At 43.7% G+C, this 16875-nt stretch carries 20 protein-coding genes; 11 read left to right on the top strand and 9 right to left on the bottom strand.

Features of this window, described 5'->3' with window-relative positions; all coding sequences use genetic code 11:
- Positions 1-146 precede the first annotated feature (146 nt).
- Both OCV30_RS16650 and OCV30_RS16645 read left to right on the top strand, forming a co-directional pair.
- The gene (locus OCV30_RS16650) at positions 147-1295 is read left to right on the top strand and encodes a mannitol-1-phosphate 5-dehydrogenase (RefSeq protein WP_065679363.1); all 1149 of its coding nucleotides are present in this window, start codon (positions 147-149) and stop codon (positions 1293-1295) included.
- A gap of 50 nt (positions 1296-1345) precedes the next feature.
- Complete coding sequence (locus OCV30_RS16645) at positions 1346-1882, top strand: MltR family transcriptional regulator (protein ID WP_083784018.1); 537 nt, start codon at positions 1346-1348, stop codon at positions 1880-1882.
- Between the two features lie 32 nt (positions 1883-1914).
- Here the strand turns inward: OCV30_RS16645 and OCV30_RS16640 are convergent, their stop codons facing one another.
- From OCV30_RS16640 to OCV30_RS16625, 4 genes are all read right to left on the bottom strand, one after another.
- Complete coding sequence (locus OCV30_RS16640; RefSeq protein WP_009846104.1) at positions 1915-2331, bottom strand: hypothetical protein; 417 nt, start codon at positions 2329-2331, stop codon at positions 1915-1917.
- A gap of 32 nt (positions 2332-2363) precedes the next feature.
- Positions 2364-2639 carry a hypothetical protein gene (locus OCV30_RS16635; protein ID WP_017097796.1) on the bottom strand — a complete coding sequence of 92 codons (276 nt, stop codon included), beginning with the start codon at positions 2637-2639 and terminating at the stop codon, positions 2364-2366.
- 103 nt (positions 2640-2742) lie between these two features.
- Complete coding sequence (gene nagB / locus OCV30_RS16630; protein ID WP_009846106.1) at positions 2743-3543, bottom strand: glucosamine-6-phosphate deaminase; 801 nt, start codon at positions 3541-3543, stop codon at positions 2743-2745.
- A 540-nt stretch (positions 3544-4083) separates the two neighbouring features.
- Positions 4084-4437 (bottom strand): MaoP family protein, encoded by a 354-nt coding sequence (locus tag OCV30_RS16625; RefSeq protein ID WP_017097795.1) that lies wholly within the window; start codon positions 4435-4437, stop codon positions 4084-4086.
- A 156-nt stretch (positions 4438-4593) separates the two neighbouring features.
- Between OCV30_RS16625 and OCV30_RS16620 the strand changes: the two genes are divergently transcribed.
- On the top strand, positions 4594-5484 hold the full coding sequence (locus tag OCV30_RS16620) for a LysR family transcriptional regulator (RefSeq protein ID WP_029222811.1): 891 nt from the start codon (positions 4594-4596) through the stop codon (positions 5482-5484).
- Between the two features lie 210 nt (positions 5485-5694).
- On the opposite strand, the gene OCV30_RS16615 is transcribed toward OCV30_RS16620, so the two are convergent.
- Positions 5695-5898 carry a hypothetical protein gene (locus OCV30_RS16615; RefSeq protein WP_012601212.1) on the bottom strand — a complete coding sequence of 68 codons (204 nt, stop codon included), beginning with the start codon at positions 5896-5898 and terminating at the stop codon, positions 5695-5697.
- Between the two features lie 234 nt (positions 5899-6132).
- Between OCV30_RS16615 and OCV30_RS16610 the strand changes: the two genes are divergently transcribed.
- The 3 genes from OCV30_RS16610 to OCV30_RS16600 all read left to right on the top strand — a co-directional run bounded on the left by OCV30_RS16610 (position 6133) and on the right by OCV30_RS16600 (position 8655).
- On the top strand, positions 6133-7509 hold the full coding sequence (locus OCV30_RS16610; RefSeq protein WP_065679364.1) for an AlkA N-terminal domain-containing protein: 1377 nt from the start codon (positions 6133-6135) through the stop codon (positions 7507-7509).
- Between the two features lie 82 nt (positions 7510-7591).
- Positions 7592-8074, top strand: a complete 483-nt coding sequence (locus OCV30_RS16605; RefSeq protein ID WP_065679365.1) for a methylated-DNA--[protein]-cysteine S-methyltransferase — start codon at positions 7592-7594, stop codon at positions 8072-8074.
- 197 nt (positions 8075-8271) lie between these two features.
- A complete protein-coding gene (locus tag OCV30_RS16600; RefSeq protein WP_065679366.1) occupies positions 8272-8655 on the top strand; it encodes a hypothetical protein in 384 nt (127 codons plus the stop codon).
- 1 nt (position 8656) lies between these two features.
- On the opposite strand, the gene nhaD is transcribed toward OCV30_RS16600, so the two are convergent.
- Positions 8657-10096 carry a sodium:proton antiporter NhaD gene (gene nhaD, locus OCV30_RS16595; protein WP_012601208.1) on the bottom strand — a complete coding sequence of 480 codons (1440 nt, stop codon included), beginning with the start codon at positions 10094-10096 and terminating at the stop codon, positions 8657-8659.
- 426 nt (positions 10097-10522) lie between these two features.
- On the opposite strand from nhaD, the gene OCV30_RS16590 reads away from it, so the two are divergent.
- The 4 genes from OCV30_RS16590 to OCV30_RS16575 all read left to right on the top strand — a co-directional run bounded on the left by OCV30_RS16590 (position 10523) and on the right by OCV30_RS16575 (position 13300).
- On the top strand, positions 10523-11260 hold the full coding sequence (locus OCV30_RS16590; RefSeq protein WP_009846112.1) for a nucleoside recognition domain-containing protein: 738 nt from the start codon (positions 10523-10525) through the stop codon (positions 11258-11260).
- The gene (locus OCV30_RS16585) at positions 11260-11727 is read left to right on the top strand and encodes a YjiG family protein (RefSeq protein WP_004737023.1); all 468 of its coding nucleotides are present in this window, start codon (positions 11260-11262) and stop codon (positions 11725-11727) included. Before OCV30_RS16590 ends, OCV30_RS16585 begins: the two co-directional genes overlap by 1 nt.
- Positions 11728-12374: 647 nt before the next feature.
- Positions 12375-12761, top strand: coding sequence for an MAPEG family protein (locus tag OCV30_RS16580; RefSeq protein WP_009846114.1), 387 nt, complete (start codon positions 12375-12377; stop codon positions 12759-12761).
- An 8-nt stretch (positions 12762-12769) separates the two neighbouring features.
- The gene (locus OCV30_RS16575; protein WP_065679367.1) at positions 12770-13300 is read left to right on the top strand and encodes a DNA mismatch repair protein; all 531 of its coding nucleotides are present in this window, start codon (positions 12770-12772) and stop codon (positions 13298-13300) included.
- Between the two features lie 59 nt (positions 13301-13359).
- On the opposite strand, the gene OCV30_RS16570 is transcribed toward OCV30_RS16575, so the two are convergent.
- Together OCV30_RS16570 and OCV30_RS16565 are read right to left on the bottom strand one after the other, a co-directional pair.
- On the bottom strand, positions 13360-13995 hold the full coding sequence (locus tag OCV30_RS16570) for an START domain-containing protein (RefSeq protein WP_009846116.1): 636 nt from the start codon (positions 13993-13995) through the stop codon (positions 13360-13362).
- 245 nt (positions 13996-14240) lie between these two features.
- On the bottom strand, positions 14241-14717 hold the full coding sequence (locus tag OCV30_RS16565; protein ID WP_009846117.1) for a YHS domain-containing (seleno)protein: 477 nt from the start codon (positions 14715-14717) through the stop codon (positions 14241-14243).
- Between the two features lie 110 nt (positions 14718-14827).
- Between OCV30_RS16565 and OCV30_RS16560 the strand changes: the two genes are divergently transcribed.
- Positions 14828-15667: an AraC family transcriptional regulator gene (locus tag OCV30_RS16560; RefSeq protein ID WP_065679368.1), complete on the top strand. Its 840-nt coding sequence runs from the start codon at positions 14828-14830 to the stop codon at positions 15665-15667.
- A gap of 158 nt (positions 15668-15825) precedes the next feature.
- On the opposite strand, the gene OCV30_RS16555 is transcribed toward OCV30_RS16560, so the two are convergent.
- Complete coding sequence (locus tag OCV30_RS16555) at positions 15826-16866, bottom strand: acyltransferase (protein ID WP_009846119.1); 1041 nt, start codon at positions 16864-16866, stop codon at positions 15826-15828.
- Between the last annotated feature and the right edge of the window lie 9 nt (positions 16867-16875).

Below are 16875 nucleotides of genomic sequence, written 5' to 3'. Positions count from 1 at the left end.
ACTGGCCTCATTTCCGGTCTCAATCTTTATCTGTAGATAAAGGTTCGGTCTGAATAGGTCACTGCTTAATGCCTAGGACGTGCTTGAAAGCGGCATGTGTTTGAGTGGTTAGCTATTTAGATTCAAATATTTATAAGGTCAAAATTATGAAAGCGTTACATTTTGGTGCAGGTAATATCGGTCGTGGTTTCATTGGTAAGCTTCTTTCTGATGCTGGTATGAAGGTTACGTTTGCTGACGTAAATGAAACGGTTGTAAATGCGTTAATTGAACGCCAAGAATACCCAGTTAAGATTGTTGGCGAAGAGTGTGTTGTCGAAGTTGTTAAGAACGTGTCAGCAGTAAACTCAGCGACAAGCGCAGTAGTAGATTGCATTGCTGAGTCTGATCTTGTGACGACAGCAGTGGGCCCTACGGTTCTTAAAATCATCTCTAAGTCTATCGCTCAAGGCATTGAAAAGCGTGCAGCTGCAAACAACACTGCACCAATGAACATCATCGCGGCAGAGAACATGGTTCGCGGTACTAGCCAATTAAAAGCAGCCGTGTTAGAGCACCTTTCTGATGAAATGAAAGCGTTCACTGAAGAGCACATTGGCTTTGTTGATTCAGCGGTTGACCGTATTGTTCCACCAGCAGAAGCGGGCGAAACAGACCCTCTAGCGGTAACGGTTGAAACGTTCAGCGAGTGGATCGTAGACCAAACACAATTCAAAGGTGAGATTCCAAATATCCCAGGTATGGAATGCACTGACAACCTAATGGCTTTCGTTGAGCGTAAACTGTTTACGCTCAACACAGGTCACTTAGTAACGGCATACCTTGGTGTGCTTGCCGGTCATGAGACTATTAAAGATTCTATCGAAGATGACGTAATCCGTGCTGAAGTAACAGCGACGATGGAAGAGAGTGGTGCGGTTCTGATTAAGCGTTACGGCTTTGATCCAGAAGCTCACGCTGCCTACATCCAAAAGATTCTAGGTCGTTTTGCTAACCCGTTCCTACGTGATGAAGTGGATCGCGTTGGTCGTCAACCTATTCGTAAGCTGAGCCCACAAGATCGCCTAGTTAAGCCTCTAAACGGTACATTAGAGTACGGCCTACCGAATGCTCACCTAGTAAAAGCAATCGCTGCTGCGTTCCATTACAAGAACGAAGACGACCCTCAAGCGGTTGAACTTCAAGCAATGTTCGCAGAAAAAGGCTTTGCTGAGACATTAGCGCATTATTCTGAGCTGAATAGTGACTCAGAAGTTGTTAAACTAGCGGAAGAAGCTTATCTAGCATTGAAATGATAAACCATCAAAGTGCCACACCAGTGGCACTTTATTCTTTTAGAGCAACCATGCCCATACATACAACACACGAATCAGAGTTACTTGAAGAACTAGCCGAATCAGCTGATGCTGCGGAGTGCCTGTTGTGCGCCTACGATGTCTTAGAAGACATGCTGGACGCTTTGTTGAAAAGTATCTTCTATAAAGATGACTACGCAGTAAAATTTGTTGTTGACCCTCTCCTCACCACCGATGGCCCTTTAGGGGAAATTCTGGTTCGAACAAAATTATTGTTAGGGTTAGGCGTGATCAGTAAAGAGGTGTATGACGATATTGAAGTTTTCGTTACTCTAAAAGAGTGGGTAAATATTCAAGAAGGTCAGGTGAATTTCTGGGACCAAGATGTCGTTTTTGAACTTAATCGTATCAATGCTATTCAAAAAATGATGCCAATCGACTACGCCCCGGAGTTGGTCGAAGGCATGTCTGATGATATGAAGCGGATGTTTTTAGAGCGCCATTTTCAAAAAGTGCGCTCTACGATAGTGCTAGCGGTTAATGATATACATCAGCAGTTAGCGAAAGAGAATGTGCTGACCTCTTAAGCTATCTCTAGGTAGTGAAAGTAAGCTCGGTGCTATTTATGATCTACTTTTGTCAACCACAGATCACACTGATCGATGAGCTCTTGCAAAAATTGTGTTGGGTTCGCAAGTTTCTCATTTCCTTTTACACTTGTTGTCGTTACCTGCCAAAAACTCAGTGAGACTAGGTTTCTTTTGTATAGGAACTCATTTAACTCTGCTGATGAAAGCGCAAGGGTCTCCCCAAACACATCATATAACTGTTGTATAACTGGCTTTAGCTCTGTGATAGTGCCTTTCAGAAACTGCTCTGAAGTCAGGTTTTCAATGGCTTGGGTATCACTAGAACTGTTTTGTTTACAAAGTGCTCTAATCGACTGGTAGAGTGAGTTTTCCAATCTTTGTACTGAAAGCAGAGCTTTTCCAAGTAGAGATAGTTGTTCATTGCTTAGGTTAGTTGTGTCTGTCATTTAAGTCAGTTCCTAATAAATTGAAGTCTGTTTTACCTGAATTTTGAGCTAGCTTGTTCGGGCGTATAGGTGTCTGCATTGAAAATAATATAGTCACCGCTTATCAATTTTTCACATTGAATTTGTCCTTTAAAGCCAATGCTGCACAGTTTTTTTAGCAAGTGTGGCTTGGCGTTATCGTAGACAATATTTAAAAAAGGAAGGTGGTTAGAGTGAACTACGTTATGTAGATTAAACTCTTCTAATGCCTCTGAGAGGTAATCACTGTCAGTCAGTTCGATGACCTCGACAATTTCATTCAACAACATGTCTATTTCCATATTTTTTAGTTGATAGCGATTGTGACATAAAAAAAAAACCACTTCCGATAGAAGAAGTGGTTTTAATTCTACAATCAAGATCTACATCAAATTATAGGTCTTGAATGTTCTCAGCTTCTAGCTCTTGGAAGTAGCGAAGAGTCTTAACTTTTAGCTCTTGTTGAGCTGGCTCATCAGCAACGATGATAGCTTTACGGTGCATCTGTAGAGCGGTAACAGTCCACATGTGGTTTACAGAACCTTCGATAGCCATTTGAAGCGCTTGCGCTTTGTTGTGGCCTAGAGAAAGGATCATTACTTCTTCAGAATCTAGAAGAGTAGCAACACCGATAGTTAGTGCGTATTTAGGCACTTGGTTGATGTCGCCATCGAAGAAACGAGAGTTCGCGATACGAGTGTCTTCAGTCAACGTTTTGATACGAGTGCGTGAAGATAGAGAAGAACCTGGCTCATTGAATGCGATGTGACCGTCGATGCCTACGCCGCCCATGAACAGGTTGATTTTGCCGTATGAACGGATTTTCTCTTCGTATGCTGCACAGTGAGCATCGATGTCTTCAGCTTTGCCGTCTAGCAGGTTGATGTTTTCTGCTTGGATATCAACGTGGTTGAAAAAGTTCTCGTGCATGAATGTGCGGTAAGACTCTGGGTGGTTAGGGTCGATACCAACGTACTCATCCATGTTGAATGTTACAACGTGCTTGAAGCTTACTTCGCCAGCTTTGTAAAGTTCAATTAGCTCAGCGTAAGTAGTTAGAGGTGTGCTACCAGTAGGAAGACCTAGTACAAATGGACGCTCAGCAGTTGGAGCGAATTTGTTGATCGAATCTGCGATATGACGAGCAGCCCATTTACCTACTTTTGCTTTGTTGCTTAATGGAATAAGTCTCATTGATTTTGCCCCTAGAAATTAAATATTATAGTGTTCTGAAACATTAATTCGCATTATAAAATAAGTTATCAGATTCCGCTATTGTTTTAGGTCAAGTTTTTGCCTTTTTGATCATATCTGTGATTGGAATTCTCAAAATTGCACAATTATTGTATGGATATTTGGTGGCGTTAAACAAGATTAATACGTTTGTCATATATCGTCGGATGGATTTGATTCAGGGGCTGAAGGATCAACAAACTTTATTGGATGAAGAGTAAGGGGGCAATGAAAATGCGATCAAAGTATGGTGGCTATGTGGCACTGCCGTACAAAAAATAAGGAAGTTTCGCCGACAGGCGTGAATTATCTTGGGTATATTTAAGAATAGTGATTATTCAAAGGTATCACTAGGAATTTTATATAAATATTGGTAAAACTGGACAGGTTGGCTAAACTTATTAATTACGAAGAAGATGCGAGTTTATTTTAAGTTCCCGCTAATCCGAGATGAACCCAAAAAAAGCTCAAAGTGATGAGGTATCACTTTGAGCTGTTTTACTAATCTTCTAACACTAACTCTCTTTCGTATTCTTCCCGAGAAACTTCGCTGCGTTTGCAGCCGTTTAGGGTATGAAAGCGACGGCGTCCACGAGCCAGTTGAATGTACTTCAACCAAACACGCTCTAACTTGGACTTCGCCTTATGAGGGTGAGACAACACTTTGATGAAATGTTTTTCTTCTGAGTTGCTTGGCGAAAGTTCGCCAGTCTCAAGTGCAAGCATAGTGTCACCAAACAAGGTTAGGATTTCCTCTTCTGAAAGAGTAAAATCACCCGACTTAGCAAACCCTCGTGGGAATTTAATGGTGTCATAAAAACGTTTTTTTCCGTGTCGGAATTCGGTCTCAGACATATCAGCCTCAGTAATGTGGTTAGATAGAAATTAGTGTTTATTGCTCACGCGAAAATATTGTTAAAAGGCTAAAATAGGAAACAAAACGTTTTTGCCTTTACGATAAACAATCCTAGATCGGCTAGTTAGCAGATTTATTACAGAGATGTATTTTTGATGGATGTGAAAGTATTTAGAACCTTTCTTGAGGTTGCAAGGGTGCGCCACTTTGGGCGTGCAGCTGAAAACTTGTATTTAACACAAGCAGCGGTGAGTGCGCGGATTAAACAGCTTGAAGGCTATTTTGATACTCAGCTCTTCATTCGTGACCGCAATAACATCAAGCTGACCTCTTCTGGTGAGCGTTTGATTGGTTATGCTGAAGTGATGGTATCCACCTTACAACAAGCCAAATTTGAGCTGTCGTTAGAGAGTGGAAAAGCGTTGCAGTTAACACTGGGTGGCACACCGAATATCTGGGATGCGTATCTACAAAACTGCTTAAGTGTGGTGACCGACTCTTTCGGTGGCTACGGCTTTATGGCCGAGGTGATGGGTCGCGAACAACTGAACCGTAATTTGCTAGAACGAACCTTAGACATGGCTTTTGCTTTCGATCAGATCAAAGCGGAAGAGCTGAACTGTAAAAAAGTCGCTGACTTGGTTTTGGTGTTGGTATCAACGGAGCAAGATGATCTGGAATCTGTATTCCAACATAAATACGTTTATGTCGACTGGGGAACGCGTTTTGGTTCTGAACACGCCGAGCGTCACCCCAAAGTGCCTGCGCCGTATCTACGTACCTCAACAGCTCGTATCGCTTTAGATTTTATCTTAGAGAAAGGTGGCAGTGCGTATTTACCTGTTTCTATGGTTGAACCTTTTATCGAGTCGGGTCAATTGCACAAGGTCAAAGGGGTTGAAGACTGGTATCGTCCAATTTACCTGAGCTACCGTAAAAGCAGTACTTCGGTTGATGCGATCATTCAGGTTGAGAAGTTGGTTAATGAAATTGACCCATCGACTGCCTACACGTTGCAACAAGCCGCTGAACAAACACCAGAGTAACAGCTGTTTCTGTAACCAATATGCTTTGTTGACTAAATAAAAATGGCTCCTAACTAGTTATATAGTTGGGAGCCATTTTTGTTTTTAAACCAGAGATGATTTTCTTTTCCAAATCAGAGATAACCCTAACTCGGATAAAACCGTTTAAGCCTGGTATGCGTAACCTTTTTTAAAAGCCCTATCACTTCAAAGCACTATTCTTCGAAAATTCTAGAGATTCATTAGATTCTCGATAGACTCTTCAAGAGAGTGTGACATGTAAGAATGGATTTGATTGCCATCCGTTGCGTCAATCTCAATCTTAGAAATCCCCTTATCCGCTTCGTCTTCAAGAAAGCTTAGAGACTGTTCGACTGATTGACTGGTGAGAACCTGTTGGTTTGATAAAACAATACGACATGTGTGAAGAACCATAGCCTTTTCCTTATTATTCGATAGGTCTCTGCATCTTAATGTGCTGAGTACCGTTCGTTGACGTTGTGAGAATAATCCTTTCTCAAGATTAAATTTAGTCGAATTGAGCGAAAAGAAAACCCTTTTTTGTGATTTATCTAACCTTCAGTTCCGAAAATGGCTAGCGACAATGACAGTTCACGGTAAACTTTTAGGTATCGGAGTAAAAATTATGGCAAATGGGAAGAGCACAGCATGTCGAGAAATATTCATCACAACAGTACGTTAACGAGTGAGCAGTGTCATTTAGCTCGATACGCGCGAGATGCTCGCTTTGATGGAATGTTTTTCACAGCGGTGAAAACCACTGGGATTTTTTGTCGACCTATTTGCCCTGCAAGCCCACCTAAAGAAGAAAATGTCGAATATTTTTCTCATCAAGCTCAGGCATTGAAAGCGGGTTATCGCCCTTGTTTACGTTGTCGTCCAGACAGCGCGCCTTTTTCTCCGGCTTGGAAAGGGGTTGAAACCACTTTCTTGCGTGCTTTACAGTTGATTGATCATGGTGCGCTGAACTCAGGGTCAATCGTCGACCTTGCCACTCGATTAGGTATTTCAGACCGCTATTTACGAACCTTATTCGATAATTACATCGGCGTGTCACCAAAGCAATATAGCCTTTATAGCCAATTGATGTTTGCCAAGCAGTTACTTCACACCAGTAGTATGAGCATTACCGATGTCGGCTTTGCGAGTGGCTTCAATAGCACGCGTCGTTTCAACGATGCCTTTCTAAAAGAGCTGCAGCTTTCGCCAAGTCAAATCCGAAGAGCTAAGCCAAGTAACAACTTAAGCAATCATATCCAACTCAGTTTCCATGGCCCGTTGGACTGGGATCATTTGCTGGGCTTTTATCGACGACGAATGATCGAAGGCTTAGAAGAGGTGGGCGACGGTTATTACCAACGCACAGTGAACGTGAACGGCTCGAAGGGCTGGTTCAAGGCCACTTTAGCCAAAGAGAGCAGCTTGGATATTGAGTTTGAGTTGGATGATATGAGCCAATTAAGAAGTTTGATCGCCAATATTCGACGTATGTTCGACCTTGATGTTGATATCAGCAAAGTTGAAGATTTCTTTAGCACCATTGAGCCCAACTTGGTTGCTAAGAGTGGTATTCGTATCCCTGGTGTGTGGAGTGTTTGGGAAGCCGGGGTAAGAGCGATTCTCGGGCAGCAAGTCTCGGTAACAGCGGCCATTGGTCAGCTCAACCTATTGGTGAAAGAGCTTTCTGGTGAGCATGAGAAAGCTAGCTTCCCAACACCTAAACAAATAGCTGATGCTGATGTGAGCTTTCTAAGAATGCCTGGAAGTCGTAAGGAAACCTTAAAGCGTTTTGCCCAATACATGGTCGATAACGAAGCTGAGCACCCTTCTAAGTGGATTGATCTCAAAGGTATTGGTCCTTGGACGATTCAATATGCGCTGCTGCGCGGGCTCAGTGAACCTAACCACTTGCTAGTAGGCGATTTGGTGGTGAAGAAATTCATCGAGCATCGCCCTACCATTAATACAGAGAGTGTTTCGCCTTGGGGAAGTTACGCCACGTTCCATTGTTGGAATCAGTCTTAAACGATGTTTCAAGTGGAATAGAGATACCTCTCTGATATAGAAGCAATGAATAAACATCGGAATTACCAAGCTAGGAGAGATTATGACTAACCGTTTTACTTACTACGAGAGCCCTCTGGGCACCGTGACTTTACAGGCGAGCGATGAGGGGCTGTTAGGCCTTTGGTTTGAAACTCACACTACCAAGCCTGAACAGCTAGGTGTTCAAGATGATTGCTTTCCGATCTTTGCGTTGGCTATCAAACAGCTCAATCGTTATTTTGCTGGAGAAGCTATCCAGTTTTCTTTGCCTATCGCAGCCAAGGGCACTCCGTTTCAGCAGTCGGTTTGGCAGGCTCTTACTACCATTCCTTATGGAGAAACATGGAGCTATGCACAATTAGCTGATGCGATTGGTAACCCAAAAGCGGTGCGTGCAGTGGGTTTGGCGAATGGCAAAAATCCGGTGTCTGTGATTGTGCCGTGTCATCGTGTGATAGGTAAAAATGGAAAGCTGACGGGTTATGCGGGTGGCGTAGAACGTAAACAGCGTTTGTTAGTGATTGAGGGAAGAAAACAAACTTAGAAAGCTACTGAGCTAGCAACTTGAAACGCTGTTCTATCGGTTAAGGTTGAAAGTTTGTACGACTCAGGAGGAACATTAAGAGATCCCAAGCGTGATTCTGCAATAAAAACGTGACTTTGCAATAAATTCGCTACTTTCTGGAAAATAATGATTTGGTTGCATATTATTTAGCCATGTTTTTAGGCAAGGATGCCCAAATGAATAACCATCATTTTCTGATAATAGCTTTCACTAGTGTGTTATTGCTGACCGGTTGTTTAACTGATACTAGTCGCCCCTTTGAAGTACCGCAGCTTGTTTTGTTCAAAGGGATGTATGAGAACGCGGACGATAACAGCTATCTACTTTTTGAGTCAGGACAAATGACCTATCAAACAATCGGTAACACGGTCACTAGAACTTATCGTATTGAAAATGATTTGATTAACATCGAGTTGAATTCAGGAAATAGCCGAGTGGATTCTGGACTGATGATGCGTATTCAACAAGAAGGAGCAGTGTTAACCTGCAACCAGTGTCCAGCAGTGCAGTTAAGCAACGTCTGGACACGTGTTGATAAGCCTTTAGTTGATATGCCTTAGACTAGAACATATCGCCGTTCAGCCATAGGTGAGCGGCGATACTGACCCCATAACCAATCATGATTACTGGCATCCATTTTAAGTGGCCAAAGAAGGTGTACTTACCATGTGCAGCCCCCATTAATGCCACACCAGCGGCACTACCAATAGACAATAAGCTGCCGCCAACGCCCGCGGTTAGGGTGATCAGTAGCCAGTTGCCCATCGACATTTGGGGCTCCATGGATAACACGGCAAACATCACCGGAATGTTATCGACAATAGCCGATAAAATCCCCACCATGACGTTGGCCCAAATTGGATCCCACTGGCTATACATCACGCCCGAAGCTAATTCCAAGTAACCAAGTAGACTCAAGCCACCGACACACATTACCACGCCGTAGAAGAACAAAAGCGTGTCCCATTCGGCATGAGACACTCTTCGAAATACATCGAACGGCACAACAGAACCGAGTCGTTTCAGGGCGCCTTCATCGTTATTGGCGATCGCCACCGCCTTTTTCTTGGCGAGTGAGTTGGGCAAAGTCTTGCGTAAGTAATAGCCAAAGAACTGCAGATAGGCGAGCCCCATCATCATGCCCATGACTGGAGGGAAGTGGAGTACGGCATGGAAAGCAACAGCGGTCGCTATTGTCATAATAAACAAGAATACGATGCGCCTCGCACCACGTTTTAATTCAACGTGTTGATGGACTGTGTCGGGCTGAGTGGTGGGTACAAAGTAAGACATGATCAACGCAGGGACGAGGTAATTCATCACCGAAGGAATAAACAAAGGAATGAACTCACTAAAACTCACATAACCAGCCTGCCACACCATGAGCGTTGTGATGTCTCCGAATGGACTGAATGCACCGCCAGCATTGGCGGCTATCACGATATTCACGCAGGCTAGGTTGACGAATTTAGGGTTAGAACCTGCCACTTTAAGAACCACAGCGCACATCAGTAGAGCTGTCGTGAGGTTGTCGGCGATAGGTGAGATAAAGAAGGCCAGAATACCGGTTATCCAGAACAAAGAGCGAAAGTTAAAGCCTTTGCCTACCATCCACGCTTGCAGCGCATCAAACAGTCTCCTCTCTTCCATGGCGCTAATGTATGTCATGGCGACGAGTAGAAAGAGTAATAGCTCGGCATATTCCAGCAGGTTGTGTTCGAGCGCTTGTTTAGCGACTTCAACAAGGTTGTGTTCTTGGTAAGTGAAACCAATGATTATCCAGATCAGGCCTGCGGCAAGCAGAACTGGCTTGGATTTTCGGAGTTTTAGGTATTCTTCCATCATCACCACGATGTAGGCGACAACGAAAATGGTCAGCGATAGGTAGCCAGCAAATGAACTGGTTAGTTTGAGCGGCTCTCCCAACTGAGAAGTGGCAGCGCCTGCTACCGTGGAAAAAAATAACAAAGAGAGAACAGCAGAAAGCTGGATACCTAACATGGATTACGCTCCGAAGTTAATAAGTTATTAACACGGGTAAAAGCGTAGACCTAAATAACCCTGTGCAGTGTGATAGATATCTTAATAATTCAATAGATTATATAGAAAACAGTAGATTGGGTGAAAACGTGAGATCACGATGAAAGATTTCTTTGAGCTTTCTATTCGAAGCCTGATTATTGTGGCGATTATGTGCGTTTTTGGTTGCGGTGTTGAAGCTAGGTTTGTTTAGTTTTGTATGAGAAATATTCTAATTTTTTTAGCGTATACGTCTGCTTTAAAATTTGAATCACAGTTTTATATGTTGCTTTGGTTCTTTTATTTAAACCGATGCACTATTTGATTTTGGTCATTAACCTTTTGCTCATTAGTTTGCACTATCTATACGTGTTCTGTTCCACATAAACGAGATGTATAGAGGTCCTTATGACTAATCCAACCAAAACCGATCGTAAAGTCACGATCGGCAGCTATATCGCACTCGCGTTCGCGATTGTGTTCTTTTCAGGCTTAATGCAGTCCAATGAATGGTATGGAGTGCTCGATTTTACGACGCTCAACGGTTCATTTGGTAAGGTCGCTTACGATGTGAGTGAGTCGGCTGATGGTATCCAAGCGGCAACGACGTCACTGCGTGGTAAAGGTGGTAGTGGTGCGCGTGACGGTTTCATTTTTGCATTGACACTTATTCCGACCGTGATGTTTGCACTGGGTATGATCAACGTACTTGAGCACTACGGTGCACTGGACGCGGCTCGTAAACTACTCACTCCACTACTTCGTCCTTTAATGGGTATTCCGGGCAACTCAGGCTTGGCACTGATTGCTTCTCTGCAAAGTACCGATGCGGGTGCTGCGATGACACGTCAGCTCAAAGATGAAGGGCATTTGACTAAGCGTGAAACCGATGTGTTCACCATGTTCCAGTTTACTGCGGGTGCGGCGATCGTTAACTTTTTCTCTTCAGGTGCGGTGTTGTTCACTCTAACGGCGATGGACGGTTCTTTGGCAGTGACATCGTCAATTGGTCTTGCTGTTGCGGTGATGTTTATCTTCAAGTTTGTTGGTGCGAACTTATTCCGCCTCTACCTCAATATTACTGAAGGTAAAGAAGACAAAACAAAATCAGACAAAGAACAAAAACTGGAAGAGGAAGTAGCATAATGAGCGAAGTTAAAGCAAAGAAACCAATGGTTACTGATATTTTCGTTGAAGGTGCTAAGAAAGGCTGGGTCATTGCGACAACCTCTACAGTACCTAATGTTCTGATGGCGTTTGTGATTATTAAGGCGTTGCAGATTACTGGTGCACTGGATCTGATGGGTAGTGTGTTTGCACCTATCATGGCGGTATTTGGTTTACCGGGCGAAGCGGCAGCAGTATTGATTGGCGCGTGGATGTCGATGGGTGGTGCAGTCGGTGTGGTTATCACGCTGTTTGACCAAGGCATTCTGAACGGCAACCATATTGCTATCTTGGCGCCAGCTATCTACTTGATGGGTTCTCAGGTGCAATATATGGGACGCATCATGGGACCAATTGGTACTGAAGGTCGTTATATCCCTGTGATGATCGCGATTTCAGTATTGAATGCGTTTGGTGCTATGTTTTTGATGAACATTATTTTGTAACGTGGCTTTGAACGATTAGCTACTATTTGAACGATCAGTTACTAATAGCTTTTTGATGTTGAAAAAAGAAACCCCGTTTGGCTTTCACCAAACGGGGTTTATTCTTTTTCGTAGCCATCCTGCTACTGACGTTGTTACTTATTTTTTAATAAGGTCACGTATGCTCCTTGCATCGTTCCTTGATTTGGCTAAATCCTTTAACCTATCCAATCCATCGCCTTCCTAGCGGTGTCCATGCTAACTCATCATCCTGACAAGTGACTCTATCCTAGAGTAAAACTTCCTTGCTGATCACTCATCCTAAGCCATCAAATCTTCATCCTGAAGATACCTAATCCGTTAGGCTTTTTCCTGTTCCTGCCAACTCCCTGTCGACATGAGTATTAAACACTTTGGAGGCTTTATTCGCAATTAGCCTTAGGAAATAAATATCCTCGCTAACTAAAATAAATATGCGTGGATTCATATAAAACAAGGGGTTGGGTTTGTAATTTTTCTTTTTTCTGCGAAGCTTGACTGTGATCTCTTACGTTCGGTGTGAGAGATCTCTTACAAATGTTCGGGCGCGAATATCATTCGTTGTTGAACTCATCCGTCGATAGGTGAGCGAAATACGCTCAACAAACTCAAAGTAATAGGAAAATATAATGGTTACAGCACTTTACGCAGCCTTGCTGACGGTCGTAATGATTTGGTTGGCGATAGAAGTCATTAAGCAAAGACGAATCAATCTGGTTGCTCATGCAGATGGCGGTGTTGAGTCGCTACAGATAGCACGTTCCGCACAAAGTAATGCAATGGATTACATCCCAATAACGGTTATTTTGATGGGCTTTTTAGAGATGAATGGTGCCAGTGTGTGGCTTATTCATGCCATTGGTGTTGCATTTATTCTGGGGCGTGTGATTCATGCAAAAGGTATTCTGGCAAAAAACTTAAAGGGTAGAAAAGTGGGCATGGTGTTGACGCTTATCTGCATGATCTCTTTGATTGTCCTAAACTTAGCTTACCTACCTTTTGATAAAATGTTCTAGGGAGCATTATGGCATTGCGCCTTCCCCCTGCTTGGGCGATTGTCCTTGCGGGGTTAATACTCAACATCATGGCGATTGTCATGTCGAGCTTGGTGCTCGACAAAATTGAAGCGGAAAAATCGGAATACAACGATCGTAAATACGGCAATGTGTACTCTATACAATTGGCGTGGAATACGATCGAAACCCTAGAGCGTAAGCGTGAAGCTATTCTTATTCACCTTGATAAATCATCAGCAGAAAGGGCCCAACTCGCCACTATTCTTGATGAAGCGCTGCGCGGCCAACTTCGGAGTTGGGTGAGTGATGAGGTGCCGACGATCTCTCTGGATAACTTATCTAAGCTGATGACGTTGATAAACAGCGCCCAAGAATCGCAGCGAACTCGAATCGATGATTACTATTTGGATAACCTGACTTTGGTTGAGTTAATCCAAAGGCTTGATGAGAAAATGGCTTTTTATAAGAATATTGCGCTGTTTCTTCAGGTGTTTGGTTTGGCGCTTATCTTGGCTCGCGACCTCGCTAGAAGGCCTTAGTATTTATTTACCTATTTATCTACTTCGCTACCTAGTTATCTACCCATAGACTGGTACCGCTAGCGAGATTCACTTGGCAGGTTAGGGTGCTGCTGGCCTTGGTACTTCTGTAATTGTTCTTTCAGCCCTTTAAACGTGCTCAGTGCACTATCAATCGATAATTTGTTCATTAACCAATTTGGCAGGATGCCACCTGCGTTCGCGTAAGCGGTATAGGTGATATAGGTATTACCATTGGTGAGCGGTTGCAGAGTCCATAAGGCATCTACATCATAAATTCGAATGTATCCCGACTCTTTCGCCAAATAATCAGACGCATCCTTGATCGACAAGACAAACTGCCCATCCTCGACGCTGTATTTTGAGTAGGTCACCATATCGCGGTCTCTGGCAGGCCAAGGCGCTTTGAACTGGGTATAGACGATATTTTCATCCTCAGATATCTGCATCAAAACACGACTTTCCGATACGTTATCTATCCAGTTTGGCACGTTCGCGCTGTCTTCCAATAACAGCAAAAAACCAGAATAAGTGGTGGGCGTTTGCATTTGTGCTCGTATTTCTACCAAGCCTTCAGTGTGAGGTCTCTTATCAATTATGATGCCATCTTCACTTTTCACGAACTGCCATGGAGCAGCGTAAGTCAGTGTTGATAAAGCATAGAGTCCGATTGCTAAAATCCTAGGTAATATCATTATTCTTCCATGAAAAGAAAAGCTTATCTTTAGGAGTATAGAATAAAAATGGTTTTGATTCGTGCTGAAATCGCACTGATTTCTCTCTGATTTGAGCGTTACATCGCTGTTTATCTTGGTGTTATCAATAATTGGCTGCTTATTTGTATTTGAGCCGTGAAAATAAAAACGGAAGCGTTCGGTCGCTTCCGTTTTGTTAGTGGGCAATGGATAAACGTTGAAGGCTAGAACCTAGCACCTAGAACTTAAAGCTTGTAGGCTTCCACGGTTTTTATAGTGGTCCAATTGCTGTTGGCGTCTTGGATGAATTCTTGCGTATTCTCCAGCCAACGCTTTTGAACTGACTTATCTAAGTTTAAGTACAGCTTCCCACCTTCTACTTTCCAAGCTAGTGGGTCCGTTTCAAATTTCTTACCCATTGCCACACCAAAGGCACAATAGCCACCATATTGAGGTGCATAAGCCGATGGGTTAGATCGGAATTCATCTCGGTTTTCACTGCTCACAAAGTTATAAATCGCATTCTTATAAGTCGCTGTGAATTCAGATGTGCCTTTAACTGGCCCCTCATTGGCAAAGTAAGCAACAGGGTCATAACCTTTAATGGCGAGATCATTGTTGTCGACACTCATATCAAGGTCTGCTGCCATTAACGAAAAGCTGGTTCCTAGTAACGCGGCCAATAGAGTGATTTTTTGACTGGTCGATTTCATGTGTGACATATCAAGTTCCTTGTCAGTGTTGGTTATTTTGTTTGAAGTAATTTAGCCCACTTGTCCGGTCTATAGAGGGACGAAAGAACTAAAAACTAAGCGAATCGTTCGGAGGGTGCATGGATCTGCTGTCACAATTAATGGAACACTTCTCGATACGCACTGGCGTTTTCTATTCTGGAAACCTGTGTGGGGTGTCGTCATTTAACGCGCAACAAGGCAAAGAAGGGCACCTTCATGTATTAAGCTCGGGGGAGTTGACCTTGTCTGGTGCTCATACGGAATGCCGGCAGCTTTCTCAGCCCTGTATTATTTACCTGCCGAATAGCACACCACATGCAATTGAAGGTGTGGGAGAGGGTGCAGAGCTTGTGTGTGCGAACGTGGAGTATCGTTCAGGGCAGATGAATCCTTTATTATCGGTTCTGCCCGACATGATAGTGATTCCGTTTGAAGATGCACCGAACTTAATGCCTGTGATTGAGGTTCTGTTTCGAGAGTCGGGGCAAGCATCTTCAGGACAACAATCGTCAGGGAAGCAATACCTAATGGACAAGTTGAGTGATGCGTTGATGGCGTTGATTTTTCGTCATCTCATTGAACAACAAAAAATCGATAGCGGCGTTTTCTCTGCTCTTGCACACCCAAGGCTTGCTGCTGTGGTGACGGCTATTCACCGGTTGCCTGCTCGTCACTTTTCGGTTGCAGAAATGGCGTCATTGGCCGCGATGTCTCGAACTCAGTTTATAGAAGCGTTCAAGCGTGAGGTGGGTGAAACGCCGGGAGATTACGTGCAAAAGTGGCGTGTTTCCGTTGCTCAATCTCTGTTACTGCAAAATAAGCCCATCAACTGGGTTGCCGATGAAGTCGGTTACAACAGTTATTCAGGTTTCTCACGCGCATTTCAGCATGTATCGGGTGTGTCGCCACGTCAGTGGTTAAAAGAGAGTAACGCATAAGAGGGAAAGGGATGTTGAAGTTTAAAGTTGCCAGTGAAAGCGAGTTAGTGCTTTCACTGGCAAGGCGAACCTCGTTGCAGAAAAGAATGTTGCATCAAGGCAAATTACAGACTGAGGATTGTCACTAGGCCTGTAATACGTCGTTGGCTAGATGAGCACTAACGAAGTAACCAGTGGCGCAGTGGCGTTTTTTCTATACCAGCGATCAATATAAAGCTCAGGGTAAAGGTGCCGAAGAACACGGTAATGTCTTTAGCGAGTTCAGTGATGCCCAATACTCCGCAGACATTGAATAGCAAAATAATGATCAACAGATGGCAAACGTAGATACCCAGCATACGATTCGAGATAGCGTGAAGCCATGCGTAATCGCCGATGTTTGGATTAGCTAAAAGCCACATGAACACACCAATCCCCCACAAAGCTGTACCAAACAAGAAATCGTGAATATTAAAGGCGATATCAAATTGGGTTAGCCATGCCGCTTCGGCAAAGTGGATGACCATGCCTAACGCCAATAACCCTAATGCTTTGGCTGAGGACACTTTCCATTGATGCTGACGAATGAGGAAACCTAAGGTCACCATTAACGTGCTGAAGAACGGACCGTTACGCGTGAAGAAAGGGGCACTAAGGTCGGTTAAGCTTGTGTAGCTGCCCGCCAATACACCATAGACGTAAAGCAGAATGGCCACCGGTAGTAGAAGCTTATCGAGTTTCATCTCTACCATTAAGGCGATGATCAAAACCGCGCACACAAGGGCGGGAATGAACCATAAATGTACCAACCCACCCTCTAAGAAAGAGTTGAGTGGGGTATTCATTAAGAAACCCCAATAGCCTTCACGTTCGCCTAGATAGCCAAACTCTTCTACTTTCGCGAGATTGAATGGCATCACTAAGCAAATGATGCTCCATGCCAACCAAACTTTGAGTAGTGGTTTGGAGTAGTTGATGAAGGCTGTCCAAGGTGATGCTGTGAGCTTAGGTTGAATCAGATAGCCTGAAATAAGGAAGAACAGAGGCACGGCAAAACGAGCGGTTTGGTTGAGCACATAACCGATCCAAGGCACCTCATCTATTTGCCAATAAGTGAGTGCCATTTGGCCGTGCAAACCAATGATCGCCAAGATAGCAATCACTCTGCCTAACTCGATACTGGCGATGTGTTGTGAAGGCGTATGTTGAACGGAAGACATATCAGATCT

This window comes from Vibrio atlanticus, from assembly GCF_024347315.1.
GTDB lineage: Bacteria > Pseudomonadota > Gammaproteobacteria > Enterobacterales > Vibrionaceae > Vibrio > Vibrio atlanticus.
The sequence above is the reverse complement of the archived record's forward strand: the minus strand, read 5'-3'. Positions and strand labels throughout refer to the sequence as shown.

Coding starts and splice junctions, on each gene's coding strand:
- OCV30_RS16650 (WP_065679363.1), top strand. CDS start 147: ATGAAAGCGTTACATTTTGGTGCAGGTAATATCGGTCGTGGTTTCATT.
- OCV30_RS16645 (WP_083784018.1), top strand. CDS start 1,346: ATGCCCATACATACAACACACGAATCAGAGTTACTTGAAGAACTAGCC.
- OCV30_RS16640 (WP_009846104.1), bottom strand. CDS start 2,331: ATGACAGACACAACTAACCTAAGCAATGAACAACTATCTCTACTTGGA.
- OCV30_RS16635 (WP_017097796.1), bottom strand. CDS start 2,639: ATGTTGTTGAATGAAATTGTCGAGGTCATCGAACTGACTGACAGTGAT.
- nagB (WP_009846106.1), bottom strand. CDS start 3,543: ATGAGACTTATTCCATTAAGCAACAAAGCAAAAGTAGGTAAATGGGCT.
- OCV30_RS16625 (WP_017097795.1), bottom strand. CDS start 4,437: ATGTCTGAGACCGAATTCCGACACGGAAAAAAACGTTTTTATGACACC.
- OCV30_RS16620 (WP_029222811.1), top strand. CDS start 4,594: ATGGATGTGAAAGTATTTAGAACCTTTCTTGAGGTTGCAAGGGTGCGC.
- OCV30_RS16615 (WP_012601212.1), bottom strand. CDS start 5,898: ATGGTTCTTCACACATGTCGTATTGTTTTATCAAACCAACAGGTTCTC.
- OCV30_RS16610 (WP_065679364.1), top strand. CDS start 6,133: ATGTCGAGAAATATTCATCACAACAGTACGTTAACGAGTGAGCAGTGT.
- OCV30_RS16605 (WP_065679365.1), top strand. CDS start 7,592: ATGACTAACCGTTTTACTTACTACGAGAGCCCTCTGGGCACCGTGACT.
- OCV30_RS16600 (WP_065679366.1), top strand. CDS start 8,272: ATGAATAACCATCATTTTCTGATAATAGCTTTCACTAGTGTGTTATTG.
- nhaD (WP_012601208.1), bottom strand. CDS start 10,096: ATGTTAGGTATCCAGCTTTCTGCTGTTCTCTCTTTGTTATTTTTTTCC.
- OCV30_RS16590 (WP_009846112.1), top strand. CDS start 10,523: ATGACTAATCCAACCAAAACCGATCGTAAAGTCACGATCGGCAGCTAT.
- OCV30_RS16585 (WP_004737023.1), top strand. CDS start 11,260: ATGAGCGAAGTTAAAGCAAAGAAACCAATGGTTACTGATATTTTCGTT.
- OCV30_RS16580 (WP_009846114.1), top strand. CDS start 12,375: ATGGTTACAGCACTTTACGCAGCCTTGCTGACGGTCGTAATGATTTGG.
- OCV30_RS16575 (WP_065679367.1), top strand. CDS start 12,770: ATGGCATTGCGCCTTCCCCCTGCTTGGGCGATTGTCCTTGCGGGGTTA.
- OCV30_RS16570 (WP_009846116.1), bottom strand. CDS start 13,995: ATGATATTACCTAGGATTTTAGCAATCGGACTCTATGCTTTATCAACA.
- OCV30_RS16565 (WP_009846117.1), bottom strand. CDS start 14,717: ATGTCACACATGAAATCGACCAGTCAAAAAATCACTCTATTGGCCGCG.
- OCV30_RS16560 (WP_065679368.1), top strand. CDS start 14,828: ATGGATCTGCTGTCACAATTAATGGAACACTTCTCGATACGCACTGGC.
- OCV30_RS16555 (WP_009846119.1), bottom strand. CDS start 16,866: ATGTCTTCCGTTCAACATACGCCTTCACAACACATCGCCAGTATCGAG.